Origin of the sequence: Amycolatopsis eburnea, assembly GCF_003937945.1 — a bacterium.
Classification (GTDB): Bacteria; Actinomycetota; Actinomycetes; order Mycobacteriales; family Pseudonocardiaceae; genus Amycolatopsis; species Amycolatopsis eburnea.
Genome location: NZ_RSEC01000032.1, coordinates 351,383 through 367,592 on the forward strand (window position 1 = coordinate 351,383; position 16,210 = coordinate 367,592).

Annotated in this window: 14 protein-coding genes; 7 read left to right on the forward strand and 7 right to left on the reverse strand. The window is 72.3% G+C overall.

Annotated elements, in window-relative coordinates:
* Window positions 1–102: 102 nt before the first annotated feature.
* Entirely contained in the window at window positions 103–555 is a 453-nt protein-coding gene (locus EIY87_RS09520; protein ID WP_191984024.1) for a gamma-glutamylcyclotransferase, read from the forward strand.
* Between the two features lie 297 nt (window positions 556–852).
* On the opposite strand, the gene EIY87_RS09525 is transcribed toward EIY87_RS09520, so the two are convergent.
* From EIY87_RS09525 to EIY87_RS09545, 5 genes are all read right to left on the reverse strand, one after another.
* On the reverse strand, window positions 853–2,154 hold the full coding sequence (locus EIY87_RS09525) for an amidohydrolase (protein WP_125307290.1): 1,302 nt from the start codon (window positions 2,152–2,154) through the stop codon (window positions 853–855).
* Window positions 2,155–2,351: 197 nt separating this feature from the next.
* Window positions 2,352–2,654 carry a hypothetical protein gene (locus EIY87_RS09530; protein ID WP_125307291.1) on the reverse strand — a complete coding sequence of 101 codons (303 nt, stop codon included), beginning with the start codon at window positions 2,652–2,654 and terminating at the stop codon, window positions 2,352–2,354.
* A 49-nt stretch (window positions 2,655–2,703) separates the two neighbouring features.
* Complete coding sequence (gene meaB, locus EIY87_RS09535; protein WP_125307292.1) at window positions 2,704–3,699, reverse strand: methylmalonyl Co-A mutase-associated GTPase MeaB; 996 nt, start codon at window positions 3,697–3,699, stop codon at window positions 2,704–2,706.
* A 3-nt stretch (window positions 3,700–3,702) separates the two neighbouring features.
* Window positions 3,703–5,871 carry a methylmalonyl-CoA mutase gene (scpA, locus tag EIY87_RS09540; protein ID WP_125307293.1) on the reverse strand — a complete coding sequence of 723 codons (2,169 nt, stop codon included), beginning with the start codon at window positions 5,869–5,871 and terminating at the stop codon, window positions 3,703–3,705.
* Window positions 5,868–7,703: a methylmalonyl-CoA mutase family protein gene (locus tag EIY87_RS09545; RefSeq protein ID WP_191984025.1), complete on the reverse strand. Its 1,836-nt coding sequence runs from the start codon at window positions 7,701–7,703 to the stop codon at window positions 5,868–5,870. Before EIY87_RS09545 ends, scpA begins: the two co-directional genes overlap by 4 nt.
* A 138-nt stretch (window positions 7,704–7,841) precedes the next feature.
* Between EIY87_RS09545 and EIY87_RS09550 the strand changes: the two genes are divergently transcribed.
* Window positions 7,842–9,551 (forward strand): serine/threonine-protein kinase, encoded by a 1,710-nt coding sequence (locus tag EIY87_RS09550; protein ID WP_125307500.1) that lies wholly within the window; start codon window positions 7,842–7,844, stop codon window positions 9,549–9,551.
* Window positions 9,552–9,818: 267 nt separating this feature from the next.
* On the opposite strand, the gene EIY87_RS09555 is transcribed toward EIY87_RS09550, so the two are convergent.
* Window positions 9,819–10,445 (reverse strand): MerR family transcriptional regulator, encoded by a 627-nt coding sequence (locus EIY87_RS09555; RefSeq protein WP_404800025.1) that lies wholly within the window; start codon window positions 10,443–10,445, stop codon window positions 9,819–9,821.
* Between the two features lie 119 nt (window positions 10,446–10,564).
* On the opposite strand from EIY87_RS09555, the gene EIY87_RS09560 reads away from it, so the two are divergent.
* The 3 genes from EIY87_RS09560 to EIY87_RS09570 are packed head-to-tail and all read left to right on the forward strand — an operon-like array spanning window position 10,565 to window position 12,698.
* Complete coding sequence (locus EIY87_RS09560) at window positions 10,565–11,506, forward strand: hypothetical protein (protein WP_125307294.1); 942 nt, start codon at window positions 10,565–10,567, stop codon at window positions 11,504–11,506.
* A complete protein-coding gene (locus EIY87_RS09565; protein WP_125307295.1) occupies window positions 11,503–11,922 on the forward strand; it encodes an ABA4-like family protein in 420 nt (139 codons plus the stop codon). Before EIY87_RS09560 ends, EIY87_RS09565 begins: the two co-directional genes overlap by 4 nt.
* Window positions 11,919–12,698, forward strand: coding sequence for a purine-nucleoside phosphorylase (locus tag EIY87_RS09570; protein WP_125307296.1), 780 nt, complete (start codon window positions 11,919–11,921; stop codon window positions 12,696–12,698). Before EIY87_RS09565 ends, EIY87_RS09570 begins: the two co-directional genes overlap by 4 nt.
* Window positions 12,699–12,757: 59 nt before the next feature.
* On the opposite strand, the gene EIY87_RS09575 is transcribed toward EIY87_RS09570, so the two are convergent.
* Window positions 12,758–13,918 (reverse strand): glycosyltransferase, encoded by a 1,161-nt coding sequence (locus tag EIY87_RS09575; RefSeq protein ID WP_125307297.1) that lies wholly within the window; start codon window positions 13,916–13,918, stop codon window positions 12,758–12,760.
* Window positions 13,919–13,948: 30 nt separating this feature from the next.
* On the opposite strand from EIY87_RS09575, the gene EIY87_RS09580 reads away from it, so the two are divergent.
* On the forward strand, window positions 13,949–15,583 hold the full coding sequence (locus EIY87_RS09580) for a phospho-sugar mutase (RefSeq protein ID WP_125307298.1): 1,635 nt from the start codon (window positions 13,949–13,951) through the stop codon (window positions 15,581–15,583).
* Window positions 15,583–16,035 carry a flavodoxin family protein gene (locus EIY87_RS09585; protein ID WP_125307299.1) on the forward strand — a complete coding sequence of 151 codons (453 nt, stop codon included), beginning with the start codon at window positions 15,583–15,585 and terminating at the stop codon, window positions 16,033–16,035. Before EIY87_RS09580 ends, EIY87_RS09585 begins: the two co-directional genes overlap by 1 nt.
* Window positions 16,036–16,210: the final 175 nt, after the last annotated feature.

The following is a 16,210-nucleotide window of genomic DNA, read 5'->3' on the forward strand; positions in this document are numbered from 1 at the left end:
GCGGTGCTCTCACCGTACGCGGCGCAGGTGTCCGGACACTGAAGTGGGCGAACACGGCGAGTGCGTCCACTCGGGTGAGGGAGAGGTCGCTAGGCTGTCGGCGTGCCGTTGTATGCCGCGTACGGATCGAACATGGAGCCCGCCCAGATGCTGGAGCGCGCGCCGCACTCTCCGATGGCCGGCACCGGCTGGCTGGAGGGGTGGCGCCTGACCTTCGGCGGCGAGGACCTCGGCTGGGAAGGTGCACTGGCCACGATCGTCGAAGACCCGGGATCCCGGGTCTTCGTCGTCCTCTACGACGTGACGCCGCTGGACGAGGACGGGCTCGACCGCTGGGAAGGCGGCGAGCTGGGGATGCACACGAAGATCCGGCTCCGGGTCCAGACCATGGACGGCTCGGCGCTGGCCTGGCTGTACGTCCTGGACGCCTACGAGGGCGGCCTGCCATCGGCGCGGTACCTGGGCGTGCTGGCCGACGCCGCGGAGGCGGCCGGGGCGCCGGCGGACTACGTCGACGACCTGCGGACCCGGCCCTGTTCGGGCATCAGCGGCTGACTCCACACCCTGTGGACAACTCAGTGGCCTGAGCGCTACCACGAGCCCGCGAGAGACCTCGCGGGCACCCCGTCGAGCGCGCGGGCCGGCCTGTGCATGCCGGCTCCGGCCCGGCTCCGGGCGAACGTGAAAGTCCTTGCCGCACAACGAAAACAGCAGGACAGCCGGGCTCGCGCGACGGGCCGCCGTCCAGTGTGCCCGCCGGTCCGCGGGCGCGCAAAACGGCCCTTCCCCCGATCGAGGGAAGGGCCGGTGCACGGCCTGTGGACAACTCGGTGAAGCTGTGGACAACCTCGCTCAGGCGAGCGCCGCCAAAGCGGTGTGGACCAGCGTGCGGACCCCGCAGAGCAGGGAACGCTCGTCGAGGACGAACGTCGGGCGGTGGATGTCCGACTGCGGAGCAGGCGGGCCGGACCAGACACCCAGGCGGGCGAATGCGCCCTGGATGTGCTCGAGGTACCAGCCGAAGTCTTCCCCGCCGGAGGACTGCTCGGTGCCGGCCACCGCACCCTCGCCGAGGGCCGCTTCGACACCGGCGCGCATCAGCGCCGTCGAGTCCGCGTCCGAGACCACCGGCGGGACCCCGCGGCGGTAGTCCAGCGAGAAGCCGACGCCGGTCGGGGCCAGCAGGGACTCCACAGAGGACGCCACCAGCGGCTCCAGCGACGTCCAGACCTCGTGGTCGGCCGTGCGGAGCGTGCCGCGCAGGACGCCGTCCTGGGGCACCGCGTTGGCGGCCTGGCCCGCGTGGACCGCGCCCCACACCAGGACGGTGCCGGAACGCGGGTCGACCCGGCGCGAGAGCAGCGCCGGCAGCCCGGTGATCACCGTGCCCAGCGCGTGGACCAGGTCGGCCGTCAGGTGCGGCCGGGACGTGTGGCCGCCCGGCGAGGTGAGCCGCAGCTCGATCAGGTCCGCCGCGGACGTCAGCGCGCCCACGCGCAGCCCCACCGAACCCACTTCGAGACGCGGGTCGACGTGCAGGCCGTAGATCCGCTCGACGCCGTCGAGCGCGCCGGCCGCGATCATGTCCAGCGCGCCGCCGGGCATGACCTCCTCGGCGGGCTGGAAGATCAGCCGGACGCGGCCGGGCAGCTCGGGCGCGCCGGCCAGCGCGCGGGCCGCGCCGAGCAGGATCGCCGTGTGGGCGTCGTGGCCGCACATGTGGGCCGCGCCCTCGACGGTCGACGCGTAGGGCAGGTCGGTCGCCTCGGTGAGCGGCAGCGCGTCCATGTCCGCGCGCAGCGCCACGCACCGCTCGCCGCTGCCGATGTCGCAGACGACGCCGGTGCCGCCGGGCAGCACCCACGGCTTGAGCCCGACGGTGCGCAGCAGCGTGACGACCAGTTCCGTGGTCGCGAACTCGTGCCGCGACAGCTCCGGGTGCGCGTGGATGTGCCGGCGCCAGGCGAGCACGTCCGTCGCGTTGGCGCGCAGCCAGTCGTCGAGCCAGAACGGGCCGCGGCCCGCGCCAAGGTCCTCCACGGGAGCCATGCTTACGCCGGCTTCGGAAATGAGCGCCTCAGGCCCCTCCATAGGGGTCATCATGCGCCCATGGGGGTCACCTGGAACGTCCGGTCGTGAGTCCAGCACCGTCACGCCGCACCTCCTCCCGCAACACGGGTAACCCGCGCAGCGGCTGGGGTCACGCTTCGTGCCGATCGATCTGTTGTACGCATTTGCAGACGATCGTGCACCATGCAGGCGGCAAGCCGCGCCTCGAAAAGGGCCGTCCTAGATGGCCGGTAGCGGATCTGCGTTGAACGGCGTGCAGTAGTTCGGCAAAGCCGAAGGCGTCAGGATCCCTTGGCCTTCTTCGAACGGACCCGCCTGCCCCAGATGACGATGCCGAGCAGCACGACCGCGATCAGGCCCGCGACCAGCTTGTTCTTCGTCTTCTCGGTGTTCGCCTTGTCGGTCTGGGCCGGGTCCAGCACCGGGCCCGGTGGCTGGGTCTGCGCCGGGACCGGCGCCACCGCGACGTGCGCCGCGGTCACCGAAGCCGCCACCGGACGCACCGGCTCGGCCAGCGCGGGCGACGCGGTGAACAGCACCGCACCGAGCACCCCGACCAGGACCAGAACCCGCAGTTTCGCCATGTCATCCCTTCGCCACGACCAGGCATTCTGCCCGCGGAACGCCGGCGCGTCAGCCACCACGCGGTGGACCGAACGCGTCGAGGATCCGCTGTGCACCGAGGGTAGCTGTCAGCTCACCGGCGCGCACCGCCCGTTCGACGTCGGGAACGACCGTTCGCACGTCCGGATGCGCCGCCAGGCGACTGAGCAACTGCTCGCGCACCATGGCCCAGGTCCAGTCGACCTGCTGCCGGCGGCGGCGCGCTTCCAGCTCGCCGGACGCCGAAAGCGTCTCGCGGTGCTTCTCGATCGCGCCCCAGACTTCGTCCAGGCGCAGGTTGTGCAGGCCGCTGCAGGTGAGCACGGGCGGGGTCCACGCGGCCTCGGGGCCGTAGATCATCCGCAGCGCGCCCGAGAGTTCGCGGGCCGCCCGCTTGGCGTCCCGCTCGTGGTCGCCGTCGGCCTTGTTGACCGCGATGACGTCGGCGAGCTCCAGCACGCCCTTCTTGATGCCCTGCAGCTGGTCGCCGGTGCGCGCGAGGGTCAGGAACAGGAAGCAGTCGACCATGTTCGCGACGGTCACTTCGGACTGTCCCACCCCGACGGTCTCGACCAGGACGGTGTCGTAGCCCGCGGCTTCCATCAGCACGATCGTCTCGCGCGTCGCCCGCGCGACGCCGCCGAGCGTGCCGGACGTCGGCGACGGCCGGATGAACGCCCGCTCGTCGACCGCCAGGCGCGCCATCCGGGTCTTGTCGCCGAGGATCGAGCCGCCGGTCCGGGTGGACGACGGGTCGACCGCGAGCACGGCCACCTTGTGCCCGGCCGCCGTCAGGTCGGTGCCCAGCTGGTCGATGAAAGTCGACTTGCCGACGCCGGGGACGCCGGTGATGCCCACGCGCCGCGCGCCGCCCGACTGCGGCAGCAGCTCGACCAGCAGCTCCTGCGCCTGCGCCCGGTGGTCCTCCCGCTGCGACTCGACGAGCGTGATGGCCTTCGACAGCGTCCCGCGGTCCCCCGCGAGGACCCCCTTGGCGTAGGCGCCGACGTCGATCTTGCGCGGCAAGGGTCAGGACTCCTGCGCCGACAGCTGGCCGAGCAGGTCGATCGCCGCGTCCGCGAGCACGGTGCCGGGGCCGAAGATCGCCGCCGCGCCGGCTTCGCGCAGCGCCGGGTAGTCCTGCGGCGGGATGACGCCGCCGACGACCACCATGATGTCTTCGCGGCCCAGCTCGGCGAGTTCGTGGCGCAGCGCCGGCACCAGCGAGAGGTGCCCGGCGGCCAGCGACGAGACGCCGACGACGTGCACGTCCGCTTCGATCGCCTGGCGGGCGACCTCGGCCGGGGTGGAGAACAGCGGGCCGACGTCGACGTCGAAGCCGATGTCGGCGAAGCCGGTGGCGATCACCTTCTGGCCGCGGTCGTGGCCGTCCTGGCCCATCTTCGCGACGAGGATGCGGGGACGGCGGCCCTCCTCCTCGGCGAACTTCTCGACCAGTTCACGGGCCTGTTCGACGTTCTGCGACTTACCCACCTCTTCGCGGTAGACGCCCGAAATCGTCCGGATCTGCCCGGAGTGGCGGCCCCAGAGCTTCTCGAGCGCGTCGGAGATCTCGCCGACGGTGGCCTTCGCGCGGGCCGCGCCGATGGCCAGCTCCAGCAGGTTGCCGCCGTTCCCGGCGCCTTCGGTCAGCCGCCGCAGCGCGTCCTCGGTCGCCGCCGGGTCACGCTCTTCGCGCAACCGGCGCAGCTTTTCCAGCTGCTGCGCGCGGACGCCGGCGTTGTCGACCTTGAGGACTTCGATCTCTTCGTCGTCGGTGACCTGGTACTTGTTGACGCCGATCACCGGCTGCCGCCCGGAGTCGATGCGGGCCTGGGTGCGTGCGGCGGCTTCTTCGATGCGCAGCTTGGGGATGCCCGCGTCGATCGCCTTGGCCATGCCGCCGGCCTGCTCGACTTCGGTGATGTGGCCCCACGCCTTGCGCGCGAGGTCGTAGGTCAGCTTCTCGACGAAGGCGCTGCCGCCCCACGGGTCGATCACGCGCGTGGTGCCGGATTCCTGCTGCAGCAGCAGCTGCGTGTTGCGGGCGATCCGCGCGGAGAAGTCGGTCGGCAGGGCGAGGGCTTCGTCGAGGGCGTTGGTGTGCAGGGACTGCGTGTGCCCCTGGGTCGCGGCCATCGCCTCGACGCAGGTGCGGACGACGTTGTTGTAGACGTCCTGCGCGGTCAGGGACCAGCCCGACGTCTGGGAGTGCGTGCGCAGCGAAAGGGACTTCTGCGACTTCGGGTCGAAGCCCTTCACCAGCTTCGCCCACAGCAGGCGGGCCGCGCGCAGCTTCGCGACCTCCATGAAGAAGTTCATGCCGATGGCCCAGAAGAACGACAGCCGCGGCGCGAACTTGTCGACGCTGAGCCCGGCGTCGACGCCCGAGCGGATGTACTCGACGCCGTCGGCGAGGGTGTAGGCCAGCTCGAGGTCGGCGGTCGCCCCGGCTTCCTGCATGTGGTAGCCGGAGATGGAGATCGAGTTGTACTTCGGCATGTGCTGCGAAGTGAAGGAGAAGATGTCGGAGATGATCCGCATCGACGGCTGCGGCGGGTAGATGTAGGTGTTGCGGACCATGAACTCCTTGAGGATGTCGTTCTGGATGGTCCCCGCGAGCTGCTCCGGCTTCACCCCCTGCTCCTCGGCCGCGACGACGTACAGCGCCAGCACCGGCAGCACCGCGCCGTTCATCGTCATGGACACCGACATCTTGTCGAGCGGGATCCCGTCGAAGAGCTGGCGCATGTCGTAGATGGAGTCGATCGCGACGCCCGCCATGCCGACGTCGCCGGAGACGCGGGGGTGGTCGGAGTCGTAGCCGCGGTGGGTGGCCAGGTCGAAGGCGACCGAGAGGCCCTTCTGGCCGGCGGCGAGGTTGCGCCGGTAGAAGGCGTTGGACTCCTCGGCGGTGGAGAAGCCGGCGTACTGGCGGATGGTCCAGGGCTGGTTGACGTACATCGTCGGGTACGGCCCGCGCAGGAAGGGCGCGATGCCGGGGTAGGTGCCCAGGAAGTCCACATCGGACAGGTCGTCGGCCGTGTAGACCGGCTTGACGCCGATGCCTTCCGGCGTCTCCCAGGCGAGGGCGTCCGGGCCCTTGCCGGTGGCGTCCTGCACGGCCTTGGCCCAGGCGTCGCGGTCGCCCGGCGACGGCGTGCCGAGGTCGAGTCCGGCGAAGTTCGGGATGCTCATCGGGTGACTCCCAGCTTGGCGTGCAGGCCGTTGAGGACGTCGAGGGCGTCGCAGCCGGCGAAGACGTTGCCGTCCACGCCGTCGAAGGAGCCCTTGCCCGCCAGTAGTACGTGGTCGGCGCCGAGGGCCTTGGCGACGTCGGCCGCCTGTGCCGCGTAGGCGTCGTCGGTGCCGCAGAGGCAGGCGATCTTCGCGCCGGACGCGCGGAACGCGCCGGGCAGGTCGTCGGTCGCGCCCGGGTTGACGGCTTCGATCCCACCGGCCTGGAACAGGTTGGCGGCGAACCCGGCGCGCGCGGTGTGCGCGGCGACCGGGCCGAGGGTGGCGAGGAAGACCTTGGGCCGCTCGCCGTGCGAAGCGAGGTACGCGTCCGAAGCGTCCCGCAGGGCTTCGAAGCCTTCGGCGTACCGGTGGCGCGGCAGCCCGCCTTCTTCCGCGGTGGCGAAGGGTTCCCGGGTCACCGGCTTCTCGGCCAGGTTCGGGAACTCGCTGACGCCGGTGAGCGGGTCGCGGCGGGTGGCGATCCGCTTCGACCGCTTCTCCCACGTCTCGGCCAGCCGGCCGGCCAGCGCGCCGGACGCGAGTTCGGCGACCAGGCCGCCCGCCGCCTCGATGGCGGTGAACTCGGCCCAGGCCGCGTGCGCGAGGTCGTCGGTGAGCTTCTCGACGTACCAGGAGCCGCCCGCCGGGTCGACCACGCCGGCCAGCTTGGACTCCTCCAGCAGCACGGCGTGGGTGTTGCGGGCGATCCGCGCGGAGAACGCGTCGGGCTTGCCGATCGCGGCGTCGAACGGCAGCACGGTGACCGCGTCCGCGCCGCCGACGCCGGCGCCGAAGCAGGCGACGGTCGTGCGCAGCATGTTCACCCACGGGTCGCGCCGGGTCAGCATCGACGGCGACGTCACGGCGTGCTGGCGCATCGGCGAGGTGAAGCCGCAGACCTCGGCGACGCGCGCCCACAGCCGGCGGGCCGCGCGCAGCTTCGCGATGGTGGAGAACTGGTCGGCGGTCGCGGCGACGCGGAACTCGAGCTGGCCGGCCGCGGCTTCAGCGTCGAGACCCGCGTCGGTGAGCGCGCGCAGGTACTCGACCCCGGCGGCCACCAAGGCGCCCAGCTCCTGGGCGTCCGACCCGCCCGCCTCGTGGAACGGCAGGCCGTCGGCGACGATCGTGCGCACCTTCGGGTACTTCGCGGCGGCACGCGCGGCGAGCGCGGCGGCCGGTCCGAGGTCGGCGGCCGAGCCGGAGCGGGCGGCCAGCCCGATCGGGTCCGCGCCCAGCACGGCGGTGGCCTCGCTAGCCGGGATCTCGCGCTCGTCGAACAGCTCGAACAGCGCGTCCGCGGCGGCTTCGAAATCGGCACCCGCGTCGAGGACGACCGGCGCGAGGTCGAGGTAGACCTCGTTGAGCGCGTCGGCCAGCGCGGACGGCGGCACGGTCAGCCAGATCGACGTCACGCCGCCTTCGAGGTCGGTCAGGACGGCCTTGTTGACCGCGCGGCCGTCGTCGCCGGTGAACCGGGCGCGGACGTCCCAGCCGGTGCTGACCTGGCCTTCCGGCCGCGCGCCGCGCACGTAGGGCGGCAGGCCGGGAAAGCCGGTTTCGCCGGGGACGTCGTCCGCCGTGTACAGCGGCTGGATCTCGATCCCGTCGTAGGTGCGCGTGACGAGCTTGCTCTCCGGCGCACCCGGGAAGTCCTCGGGCAGCTTGCCGCTCTTGCGCAGGACACCCGCGACGAGCTCCTGCCACTGCTCGCGCGTCGCCTGGGGGAACTCGGCCGCCAGGTCGAGTTCGGAGATCGGCACTGACTCCGGACCGGCCACTTCAGTCATACCCAGTGATGGTAGAGGCACTCGCCGCGCCCGCCCTGTGAGTCTGGTCGCGCTAGGGGGACGCCCCGGGCAGGTTAGGGGCCGGTCACGCGGGTACGACACAATTGACGCGTGCCCCCCTCCAGCGAAGAGACACGAGTGGTCGCCGGTCGCTACCGGCTGCGTTCGGTGCTCGGCTCCGGGTCGATGGGCACCGTCTGGTCCGCCTACGACGAGTTCCTCCACCGGCAGGTGGCCGTCAAGGAGATGAAGGTGCCGCCGGGCATCCCGGCGTCCCAGGCGGACGAGCTGCGCGAGCGGACACTGCGCGAGGCGCGCGCGATCGCCGTCCTCTCCCACCCGAACGTGATCATCCTGCACGACGTCGCCCGCGAGGACGATCAGCCGTTCGTGGTGATGGAACTGCTGCCCTCGCGCAGCCTCGCGCACATCCTGCGCGACCACGGGCCGCTGACCGTCGAGCAGGCCGCCGCGGTCGGCATCGCCGTGGCGTCGGCGCTGGAGGCCGCGCACGCCGCCGGCATCACGCACCGCGACGTCAAGCCGGGCAACGTCCTGGTCGCCAGCGACGGCCGGATCAAGCTGACCGACTTCGGCATCGCCCGCAACGTCTCCGAGGCGACCATGACCCGCACCGGGATCATGCTCGGCTCCCCCGCCTACATCGCGCCGGAGGTCGCTTCCGGCGGCGCGGTCGTCCCGGCCGCCGACCTCTGGGGCCTCGGCGCGACGCTGTTCGCCGCGGTCGAGGGCGCGCCGCCGTACGACGCCGACGGCGACCCGCTGGAGACCGTCGGCAAGGTCGTCAACGGCAAGGTCCCCAAGCCGAAGGCCGGGCCGCTCGCCGAGGTCATCTCCGCGCTGATGAAGAAGGAGCCCGGCGACCGGATCACCCTGCGCGAGGTCCGCCACCGGCTCTACCCGCTGCAGTCGAAGACGCCGCTCGACCTGTTCGGACCCGAGCTGTTCCGCACCCCGGACGGCAAGAAGACGTCCGCGCAGCCGGACGCGACGGACACGCAGGTGATCAAGACCGTCCTGCCCGAGAAGAAGTCCGAGGGGTCGAGCAGCGAGCTCGCCACGGATCCCGGCCCGCTGCCGTTCCTGCGCCCGCCCGCCCCGGCGGTGGACACGACGCCCACGGTGTTCGCCGCCCCGCCCCGGCCCGCCCGCCGCGGGGCCCGGGCCACCGCCCTGCTCGTCGCGCTGGCGATCCTGCTCTTCCTCATCGCGGCGGGCGGCGGGTTCGCACTGGCCAGGGCGGTCGGCGGCCAGTCGCTGCTGCCACCGGCGGCCGAGCCGCGCACCACGTCGAACGGCCTCACCGACGTCCCGCCGCCGTCGCTGGTCCGCCAGTCCGGCGACGCGAGCTACGCGACCGGCGACGGCGGCCAGTTCGGCCTCGACGTCCCGCAGGGCTGGCAGAAGTTCGTCGCACCCCACAACACGACGAAGTTCGGCGCGAGCACGGCCGTCCAGTACGTCTCGCCGGACGGCCGCCGCTCGATCCGCGTGGAGCGGCTGGCGAACTACTTCGGCAAGTTCCCGGACGACACCGAGTACGTCAACTGGCTGAAGCAGACGTACTCCGGCGACGGCTTCGAGCTCTTCGGCCCGTCCCCGGACGCGGGCGGCAAGGGCACCACGTTCACCTACCGCACGCTGGAGAGCGGCCTGCTCCCGGGCAACAGCGACGACGGCCGCGTCACGCGGGTGACGTTCATGAACCTGGTCCAGGCGGGCGACAGCCTGTGGGTGCTGTCGGTGACGGCCCCGGTCGAGCAGGAGGACGCGACGCGGCGGGACGTCTTCGACCGCGTCGCGCCGACGCTGAGCGTGTCGGACTAAGGCGCCCGGTCCAGCACCTCGCGCCCGGCAATGTCATGAACGACTCTTTCATCGCGTCCGGCGCACTGAACGACCCGTTCACCGCGTCCGGCACCAGGGCCCCGGCAAAGTCGGGCAGCACGGCCGATCCGCCCATCCGCGATGTCATGAAAGAGTCGTTCACCTCGCCAGACGACATGAATGAGCCTTTCATGACATCCCGGCGACGCCGGGCAGACCACGCGGCCGGCCCGGCAACCGCGTCGCGCCGACGTTGAGCGTCTCGGACTAAGGCGCCCGGCCCAGCACCTCGCGCGACACGTACTCCTGCGCGAGGTGGCGCAGGCCGGTGAAGATGCGGTCGCCCAGCACCGTCGCGATCAGCCCGGCCTCGATGATCTTGTCGAACGACGTCAACCCCGTCACCACCTCGACGTCCAGCTCCGCCACGCGCAGCGCCAGCTCGAAGTACTCGTCCAGGCGCTCGGCCAGCTTCTCGTGCCCGAGTTCCTTCGCCGTGGCGAGTGCCGCGATCAGGTTGGCGACCGTCCGGTCCTCCGCGCCGTGCCACTTCCAGCCGTACCGGCGGGCCAGCTCCTGAAGCAGCTTCGACGCCCACTCCGCGGCGTCCTCCGCCACCCGGGGTGGCTCGCCGGCCAGTTCTTCCTGGACGACGCCCATCGTCTCGTGCGGGGTCCGGTCTTCGTCGATCGCGCTCAGCACGGCGCCGACCGAGGCCAGCGGGAGGCCGCCGACGTCGGTGAGCGCCTTGATCAGCCGCAGGCGCTGGACGTGCGCCGGGGAGTACCGGGCCTGGTTCGGGCTGGTGCGCTCCCCCGGCGGCAGCAGGCCTTCGCGCAGGTAGTACTTGACGGTCGCGACCGGCACCCCCGACTCGGCGCTCAGTTCGGCCATCCGCATGCGCATCCGCTCCGATCCCAGGGTCGGTCTCCGGGGCAACCCTGAAGACTTCTCAGCATGGAGAGTTTAACTTCCCATAACGGAGAGCTTGACTATCCATTCTGGGAGGAACCATGACCATCCTTGCCGACGCCGCGAGCAGAACGCGCGGGTGGCACCGGCCGTCCGCGGTCTTCGCCGCCGTGCTCGGGGCCGTCGCCGTGCTGTGCGTCGCCGCGATGCTCGTCGACCAGCGGACGCTCGCCGGCGCGCCGATCTGGGCCAAGCCGTTCAAGTTCGCCGTGTCCGGCGCGCTCTACTTCGCCACCTGGAGCTGGCTCGTCTCGCTGCTGCCGCGGTTCCGCCGCACGGCGGGGTGGCTGACGGACTTCCTGGTGCTGATCTTCGCCGCCGAGTACGTCCTGCTGACGTTCCAGGCCGCGCGCGGGCGGGCCAGCCACTTCAACATCGCGACCCCGCAGGACGAGCTGATCTACAACGTCATGGGCAAGATGATCATCGGGTTGCAGGCCGCCACGCTCGCCCTGACCGTGCTGGTGCTGTTCACCAAGCTGGAAGACCGGGCGACCTTCTGGGCCGTGCGCGCCGGCGCCGTGCTGTCCCTGGCCGGCATCTCGCTGGGCATCCTGATGACGAGCCCGTCCGCGCAGCAGCTCGCGCAGTGGCGCACCGGCGGGCACCCGGACATGGTCGGCGCGCACACCGTCGGGCTCGACGACGGCGGGCCCGGCCTGCCCATCCTCGGCTGGAGCACGGTGGGCGGCGACCTGCGGATCCCGCACTTCGTCGGGATGCACGCGCTGCAGGCGCTGCCGCTGCTGGCCATCGGACTCCTGGCGCTGGCCGCCCGCTTCCCGCGGCTGCGCGACGACGTCGTCCGCGCGCGGCTCGTCCTGATCGGGGCCGCCGCGTACGCCGGACTGATCGCGCTGGTGACGTGGCAGGCGCTGCGGGCGCAGTCGATCGTGCACCCCGACGCGGCGACGCTGGCCGTGGCCGCGGCGCTGGTCACAGCGGCCGGGCTGGGCTCCTGGGCGGCGGTGCGCGTCCGATGACGGCGTTCGACCTGGCGTTTCCGCTGGCGGCGCCGTTCTGGGCGCTGCTGGTCTTCGCGCCGAAGTGGCGGTGGACGGCCCGGATCATGGCGTCGCCGTGGGTGCCGCTGCTGCCGCTGGCCTGCTACTTCGCGCTGGTGCTGCCGCACTTCGGCGAGTGGGCGCGGGCGATGCTCCGGCCCGATCTCGGCGTGCTGCAGGCGTTGCTCGCCACGCCGTGGGGCGCCGGGCTGGTCTGGGCGCACCTCATCGCGTTCGACCTGTTCATCGCGCGGTGGATGTACTTCGAGGGGCGGGAGCGGGACATCTCGCCGTGGGTCGTCAGCCCGATCCTGGTGGTGACGATCTTCCTCTCGCCGTTCGGGCTGGTGGCGTTCCTGGTGGTCCGGAGCGTCCGGATACGCTCGCGGGCATGAGTGAACACGAAGCCGCGAGCGCCATCGCCAAGCGCACCGGCGTGGCCGCGCACGACATCGCGGTGGTCCTGGGGTCGGGCTGGCGCCCGGCGGCGGACGTCATCGGGGAGTGCGAGACGGAGATCCCGTTCGCCGAGCTGCCCGGCTTCACCACGCCCGGCGCGGTGGGGCACGGCGGCACCATCCGTTCGCTGCGGATCGGCGACAAGAACGTCCTGGTCATGCTGGGGCGGACGCACTTCTACGAGGGCAAGGGCATCGACCCGGTGGTGCACAACGTGCGCACCGCCGCGGCGGCCGGCGTCCGGACGGTGCTGCTGACGAACGCGGCGGGCGGCCTGCGCGAAGGCTTCCAGGTGGGTCAGCCGGTGCTGATCGCCGACCACCTGAACCTGACCGCGCGCTCGCCGATCGTCGGCGCGAACTTCGTCGACCTGACGGACCTGTACTCGGCGCGGCTGCGGAAGATCGCGCGCGAGATCGACCCGTCGCTCGAAGAAGGCGTCTACGCGGGACTGACCGGGCCGCACTTCGAGACGCCGGCGGAGATCCGGATGCTGCGCACGCTGGGCGCGGACCTGGTCGGCATGTCGACGGTCCTGGAAGCCATCGCCGCCCGCGCGGCCGGCGTCGAGGTCTTCGGCCTGTCGCTGGTGACGAACCTCGCCGCGGGCATGACCGGCGAACCGCTCAACCACCAGGAAGTCCTGGAGGCGGGCCGCGCGGCGGCCACGAAGATGGGCTCCCTCCTGCGCGACCTCATCACCCGCGCCTGACAAAAGCCGTGAAGGCCTCCTTCCCGGTCATAAAAGCCGGTAAGGAGGCCTTCACGGCTTTAGGCGAAAGCGGGGAGCTGGGCAGCGACGTCGGCCGGGGACGGCATGGCCGCCACATCGGCCGCCAGGGCGCGGGTCGCGTCGCGGACCGCGGTGTCCGTGAGGAGGTGACGGGCCTGGGACGCGACGGCTTCGGCGGTGACGTCGGGGCCGAGCAGTCGCGAGCCGACGCCGGCCGCGACGACCGCGTCCGCGTTGCTGAACTGGTCCGCGCCCTGCGGCAGCAGGAGCTGCGGGAGGCCCGCGCCGAACGCGCCGAGCGTCGTGCCGCTGCCACCGTGGTGGACCACCAGGTCGACGTGCGGCAGCAGCTCCGACTGCGGGACCCACGCCTCCAGCCGGACGTTCTCCGGGACCTCGCCCAGCACCGCGGGATCGACCGTCGGGCCGGTGGCGACCAGGACGTCGACGTCCAAACCGGACAGACCGGTGATCGCCGCGCCCAGCACGCCCGCGTGGCCCATCGCCGTGCCGAGGGTCAGGTAGACCAGCGGACGCCGCTTGTCCAGCACGCCCGCGGGCAGCTCGCCCGGCTCGCTCCAGCCGACCGGCCGCAGCGGCACGCGGTGCGCCCACGCCAGGAACCCGGGCTCCTGCACGGACTCCGGGCAGATGTCGACGAACGGCCCGCTGAACGCCAGGTCCTCGCCGACCTCGATCCCCAGCGTGGCCCCGTGCTCGCGGATGGCGTCGCGGATCCGCGTCACCATCGGGTCTTCGCTCGACACACGGCCGAACCCGTGCGCCACCACCGGGATCCCGGCCTTCAGCGCGGCGAACGCGCCGCCGGAGTTGCCCGCCTCGCTCACCACCAGGTCCGGCCGGACGTGCTCGAACAGCGGCAGCAGGTCGGACACGAACTGCTTCGGCATGACCTCGCCGAACACCTTCGCCACGATCGGGCCGAGCACCTCGGGCGGGATCTCGCCGGGCGGCCGCCGCGGGCCGGGCGGACCGGACTCGGCGAAGGCCTGCCCGAACGCGTCCTTGATGGCGAGCCCGGCGGCGGCCGTCTCGAGCCCGGCTTTCGTCAGCTGGGGCAGGAAGTCTTCCGAGGTGGCGAAAACGACGTCGTGGCCCGCGTCGCGCGCGGCGATCGCCAGCGGTACCAGCGGGAACGTGTGACCGAAGGACCCCAGTGAGGTGAAGAGCAAGCGCACTCACCCCACCCTAGCCCGTAGGCTGGCGCGGTGACAGTGAATTCCACCCTGCGTGACGCCGCCTTCCGCTGGATCGCCGACGACCCCGACGACGGCTCGCGCGCCGAGCTGCAGGGCGTCCTCGCGAAGGCGATGGGCGGCGACGCCGAGGCCGCCGCCGACCTGGCCGACCGGATGGCCGGGCCGCTCGAGTTCGGCACCGCCGGCCTGCGCGGGCCGGTGCGCGCCGGGCCCAACGGGATGAACGTCGCCGTCGTCACCCGCACGACGGCCGGCGTGGCCGAATGGCTGACGGCGCACGGCCACGCGGGCGCGCTGGTCGTCGTCGGCCGCGACGCGCGGCACGGCTCGGAGGCCTTCGCGACGGCGGCCGCCGAAGTGCTCACCGCGGCCGGCTTCGACGTCAAGGTGTTCCCCCGCCCGCTGCCGACGCCGGTGCTCGCGTTCGCCGTCGGGCGGCTCGGCGCGGTGGCCGGGATCCAGATCACCGCGTCGCACAACCCCCCGGCGGACAACGGGTACAAGCTCTACGACGCCACCGGCGGCCAGATCGTGCCGCCGTCCGACGGCGAGATCGAGCGCGCCATCCAGGCCGCGCCCGCCGCGGTGAGCGTGGCACGAGCCGAAGGCGCCGAGGTCGTCGACCTCGTCGGCCGGTACCTCGACGAGGTCGCGACGCTGCCGCTCGGCGCGGGGCGCGCGGTGCGGGTGGCCGCGACCGCGTTGCACGGCGTCGGCGCCGAGACGCTGCGCGCGGCGTTCGACCGGGCCGGGTTCACCGACCTGCACCTGGTGACCGCCCAGTCCGCTCCGGACCCGGACTTCCCCACGGTGTCGTTCCCGAACCCGGAGGAACCGGGCGCGACGGACCTGCTGCTGGCGCTGGCGTCCGATGTGGACGCCGACCTGGCGATCGCGCTCGACCCGGACGCCGATCGCTGCGCCCTCGGCGTGCGCGAGCGCGACGGGTCGTGGCGGATGCTGCGCGGCGACGAAACCGGCGTCCTGCTCGGCTCGTACGTGCTGTCCACAGTGGACCGCACGCTGCTGCCGGAACCGCTGGTGGCCACCACGATCGTCTCGTCGTCGATGCTCGGCGAGATCGCGAAGGCCGAAGGCGCCCGCTACGCCGAGACGCTGACCGGGTTCAAGTGGCTGGTGCGCGCCGGCGAAGGGCTGGTGTTCGCCTACGAAGAGGCGCTCGGCCTGTGCGTGAACCCCGGTTTCGTGCGCGACAAGGACGGCATCGCCGCCGCGACGCTGGCCGCCGGGCTGGCCGCGCAGCTCAAGGCGCAGGGCCGCACGCCGCTGGACGTGCTCGACGAGCTGGCGCAGCGCCACGGCGTCCACCTGACCGACCAGGTTTCCCTGCGCGTCACCGACCTCGCCGTCCGCGGGCAGCTGATGGCGAAGGTGCGGAAATCGCCGCCGTCGCGGCTCGGCGGTGCCGAAGTCGCGCTCGAGGACCTGCTGCCGGACGCGGACGTCGTGCGCCTGTCCGGCGACGGTGTGCGCGTGGTGATCCGGCCGTCGGGCACCGAGCCGAAGCTGAAGGCGTACCTGCAGGTGGTGGCGCCGGTCACCGGCTCGCTCGCGGACGCGCGTGGCGCCGCGCAGGAGCGGCTGGCGGCGGTGCGGGCCGACGTCGAGGAGCTACTCGCCTGATGCCGCGGCTGCTGATCGTGCACCACACGCCGTCGCCGTCGACGCAGGCGCTGTTCGAGGCCGTGCTCGCGGGGGCGACGCACCCGGACGTCGAAGGGGTGGAGGTCGTCCGCCGCGCGGCACTGGCGGCGACCGTCCCCGACGTCCTGGAAGCGGACGGCTACCTGCTGGGCACGCCGGCGAACCTGGGCAGCATGAGCGGCGCGCTGAAGCACTTCTTCGACACCGTGTACTACCCGTGCCTGGACGCGACGCGCGGTCGCCCGTTCGGGTACTGGATCCACGGCGGCAGCGACACGTCGGGGACGGAACGGCAGCTGCGGGCCATCACCACGGGCCTGGCGTGGACCCAGGCGGCGGCGCCGGTCATCAGCACGGGCGAACCGGACAAGAAGACGCTGGATGCGTGCGTGGAACTGGGCGGCACGCTGGCCGCGACCCTGCTGGACTGAGGGAACCCGGAAAATAAGGGGGCCTGTCACCGGAAGCCCTGGGGGTCGACCTCCGGCAACAGGCCGTGGCCAAGGGATCCTCCCGAAGGCGATCGACCTTGGCCTGTGCAGCGTACTACAGACCGCCGATCATGACGAGCCGGAGGCACGACAAGCCCCTCGTCCAGCCGTTCCG

Coding starts and splice junctions, on each gene's coding strand:
- EIY87_RS09570 (WP_125307296.1), top strand. CDS start 11,919: ATGAGTGAACACGAAGCCGCGAGCGCCATCGCCAAGCGCACCGGCGTG.
- EIY87_RS09555 (WP_404800025.1), bottom strand. CDS start 10,445: ATGGCCGAACTGAGCGCCGAGTCGGGGGTGCCGGTCGCGACCGTCAAG.
- scpA (WP_125307293.1), bottom strand. CDS start 5,871: ATGAGCATCCCGAACTTCGCCGGACTCGACCTCGGCACGCCGTCGCCG.
- EIY87_RS09530 (WP_125307291.1), bottom strand. CDS start 2,654: ATGGCGAAACTGCGGGTTCTGGTCCTGGTCGGGGTGCTCGGTGCGGTG.
- EIY87_RS09565 (WP_125307295.1), top strand. CDS start 11,503: ATGACGGCGTTCGACCTGGCGTTTCCGCTGGCGGCGCCGTTCTGGGCG.
- EIY87_RS09560 (WP_125307294.1), top strand. CDS start 10,565: ATGACCATCCTTGCCGACGCCGCGAGCAGAACGCGCGGGTGGCACCGG.
- EIY87_RS09585 (WP_125307299.1), top strand. CDS start 15,583: ATGCCGCGGCTGCTGATCGTGCACCACACGCCGTCGCCGTCGACGCAG.
- EIY87_RS09545 (WP_191984025.1), bottom strand. CDS start 7,703: ATGACTGAAGTGGCCGGTCCGGAGTCAGTGCCGATCTCCGAACTCGAC.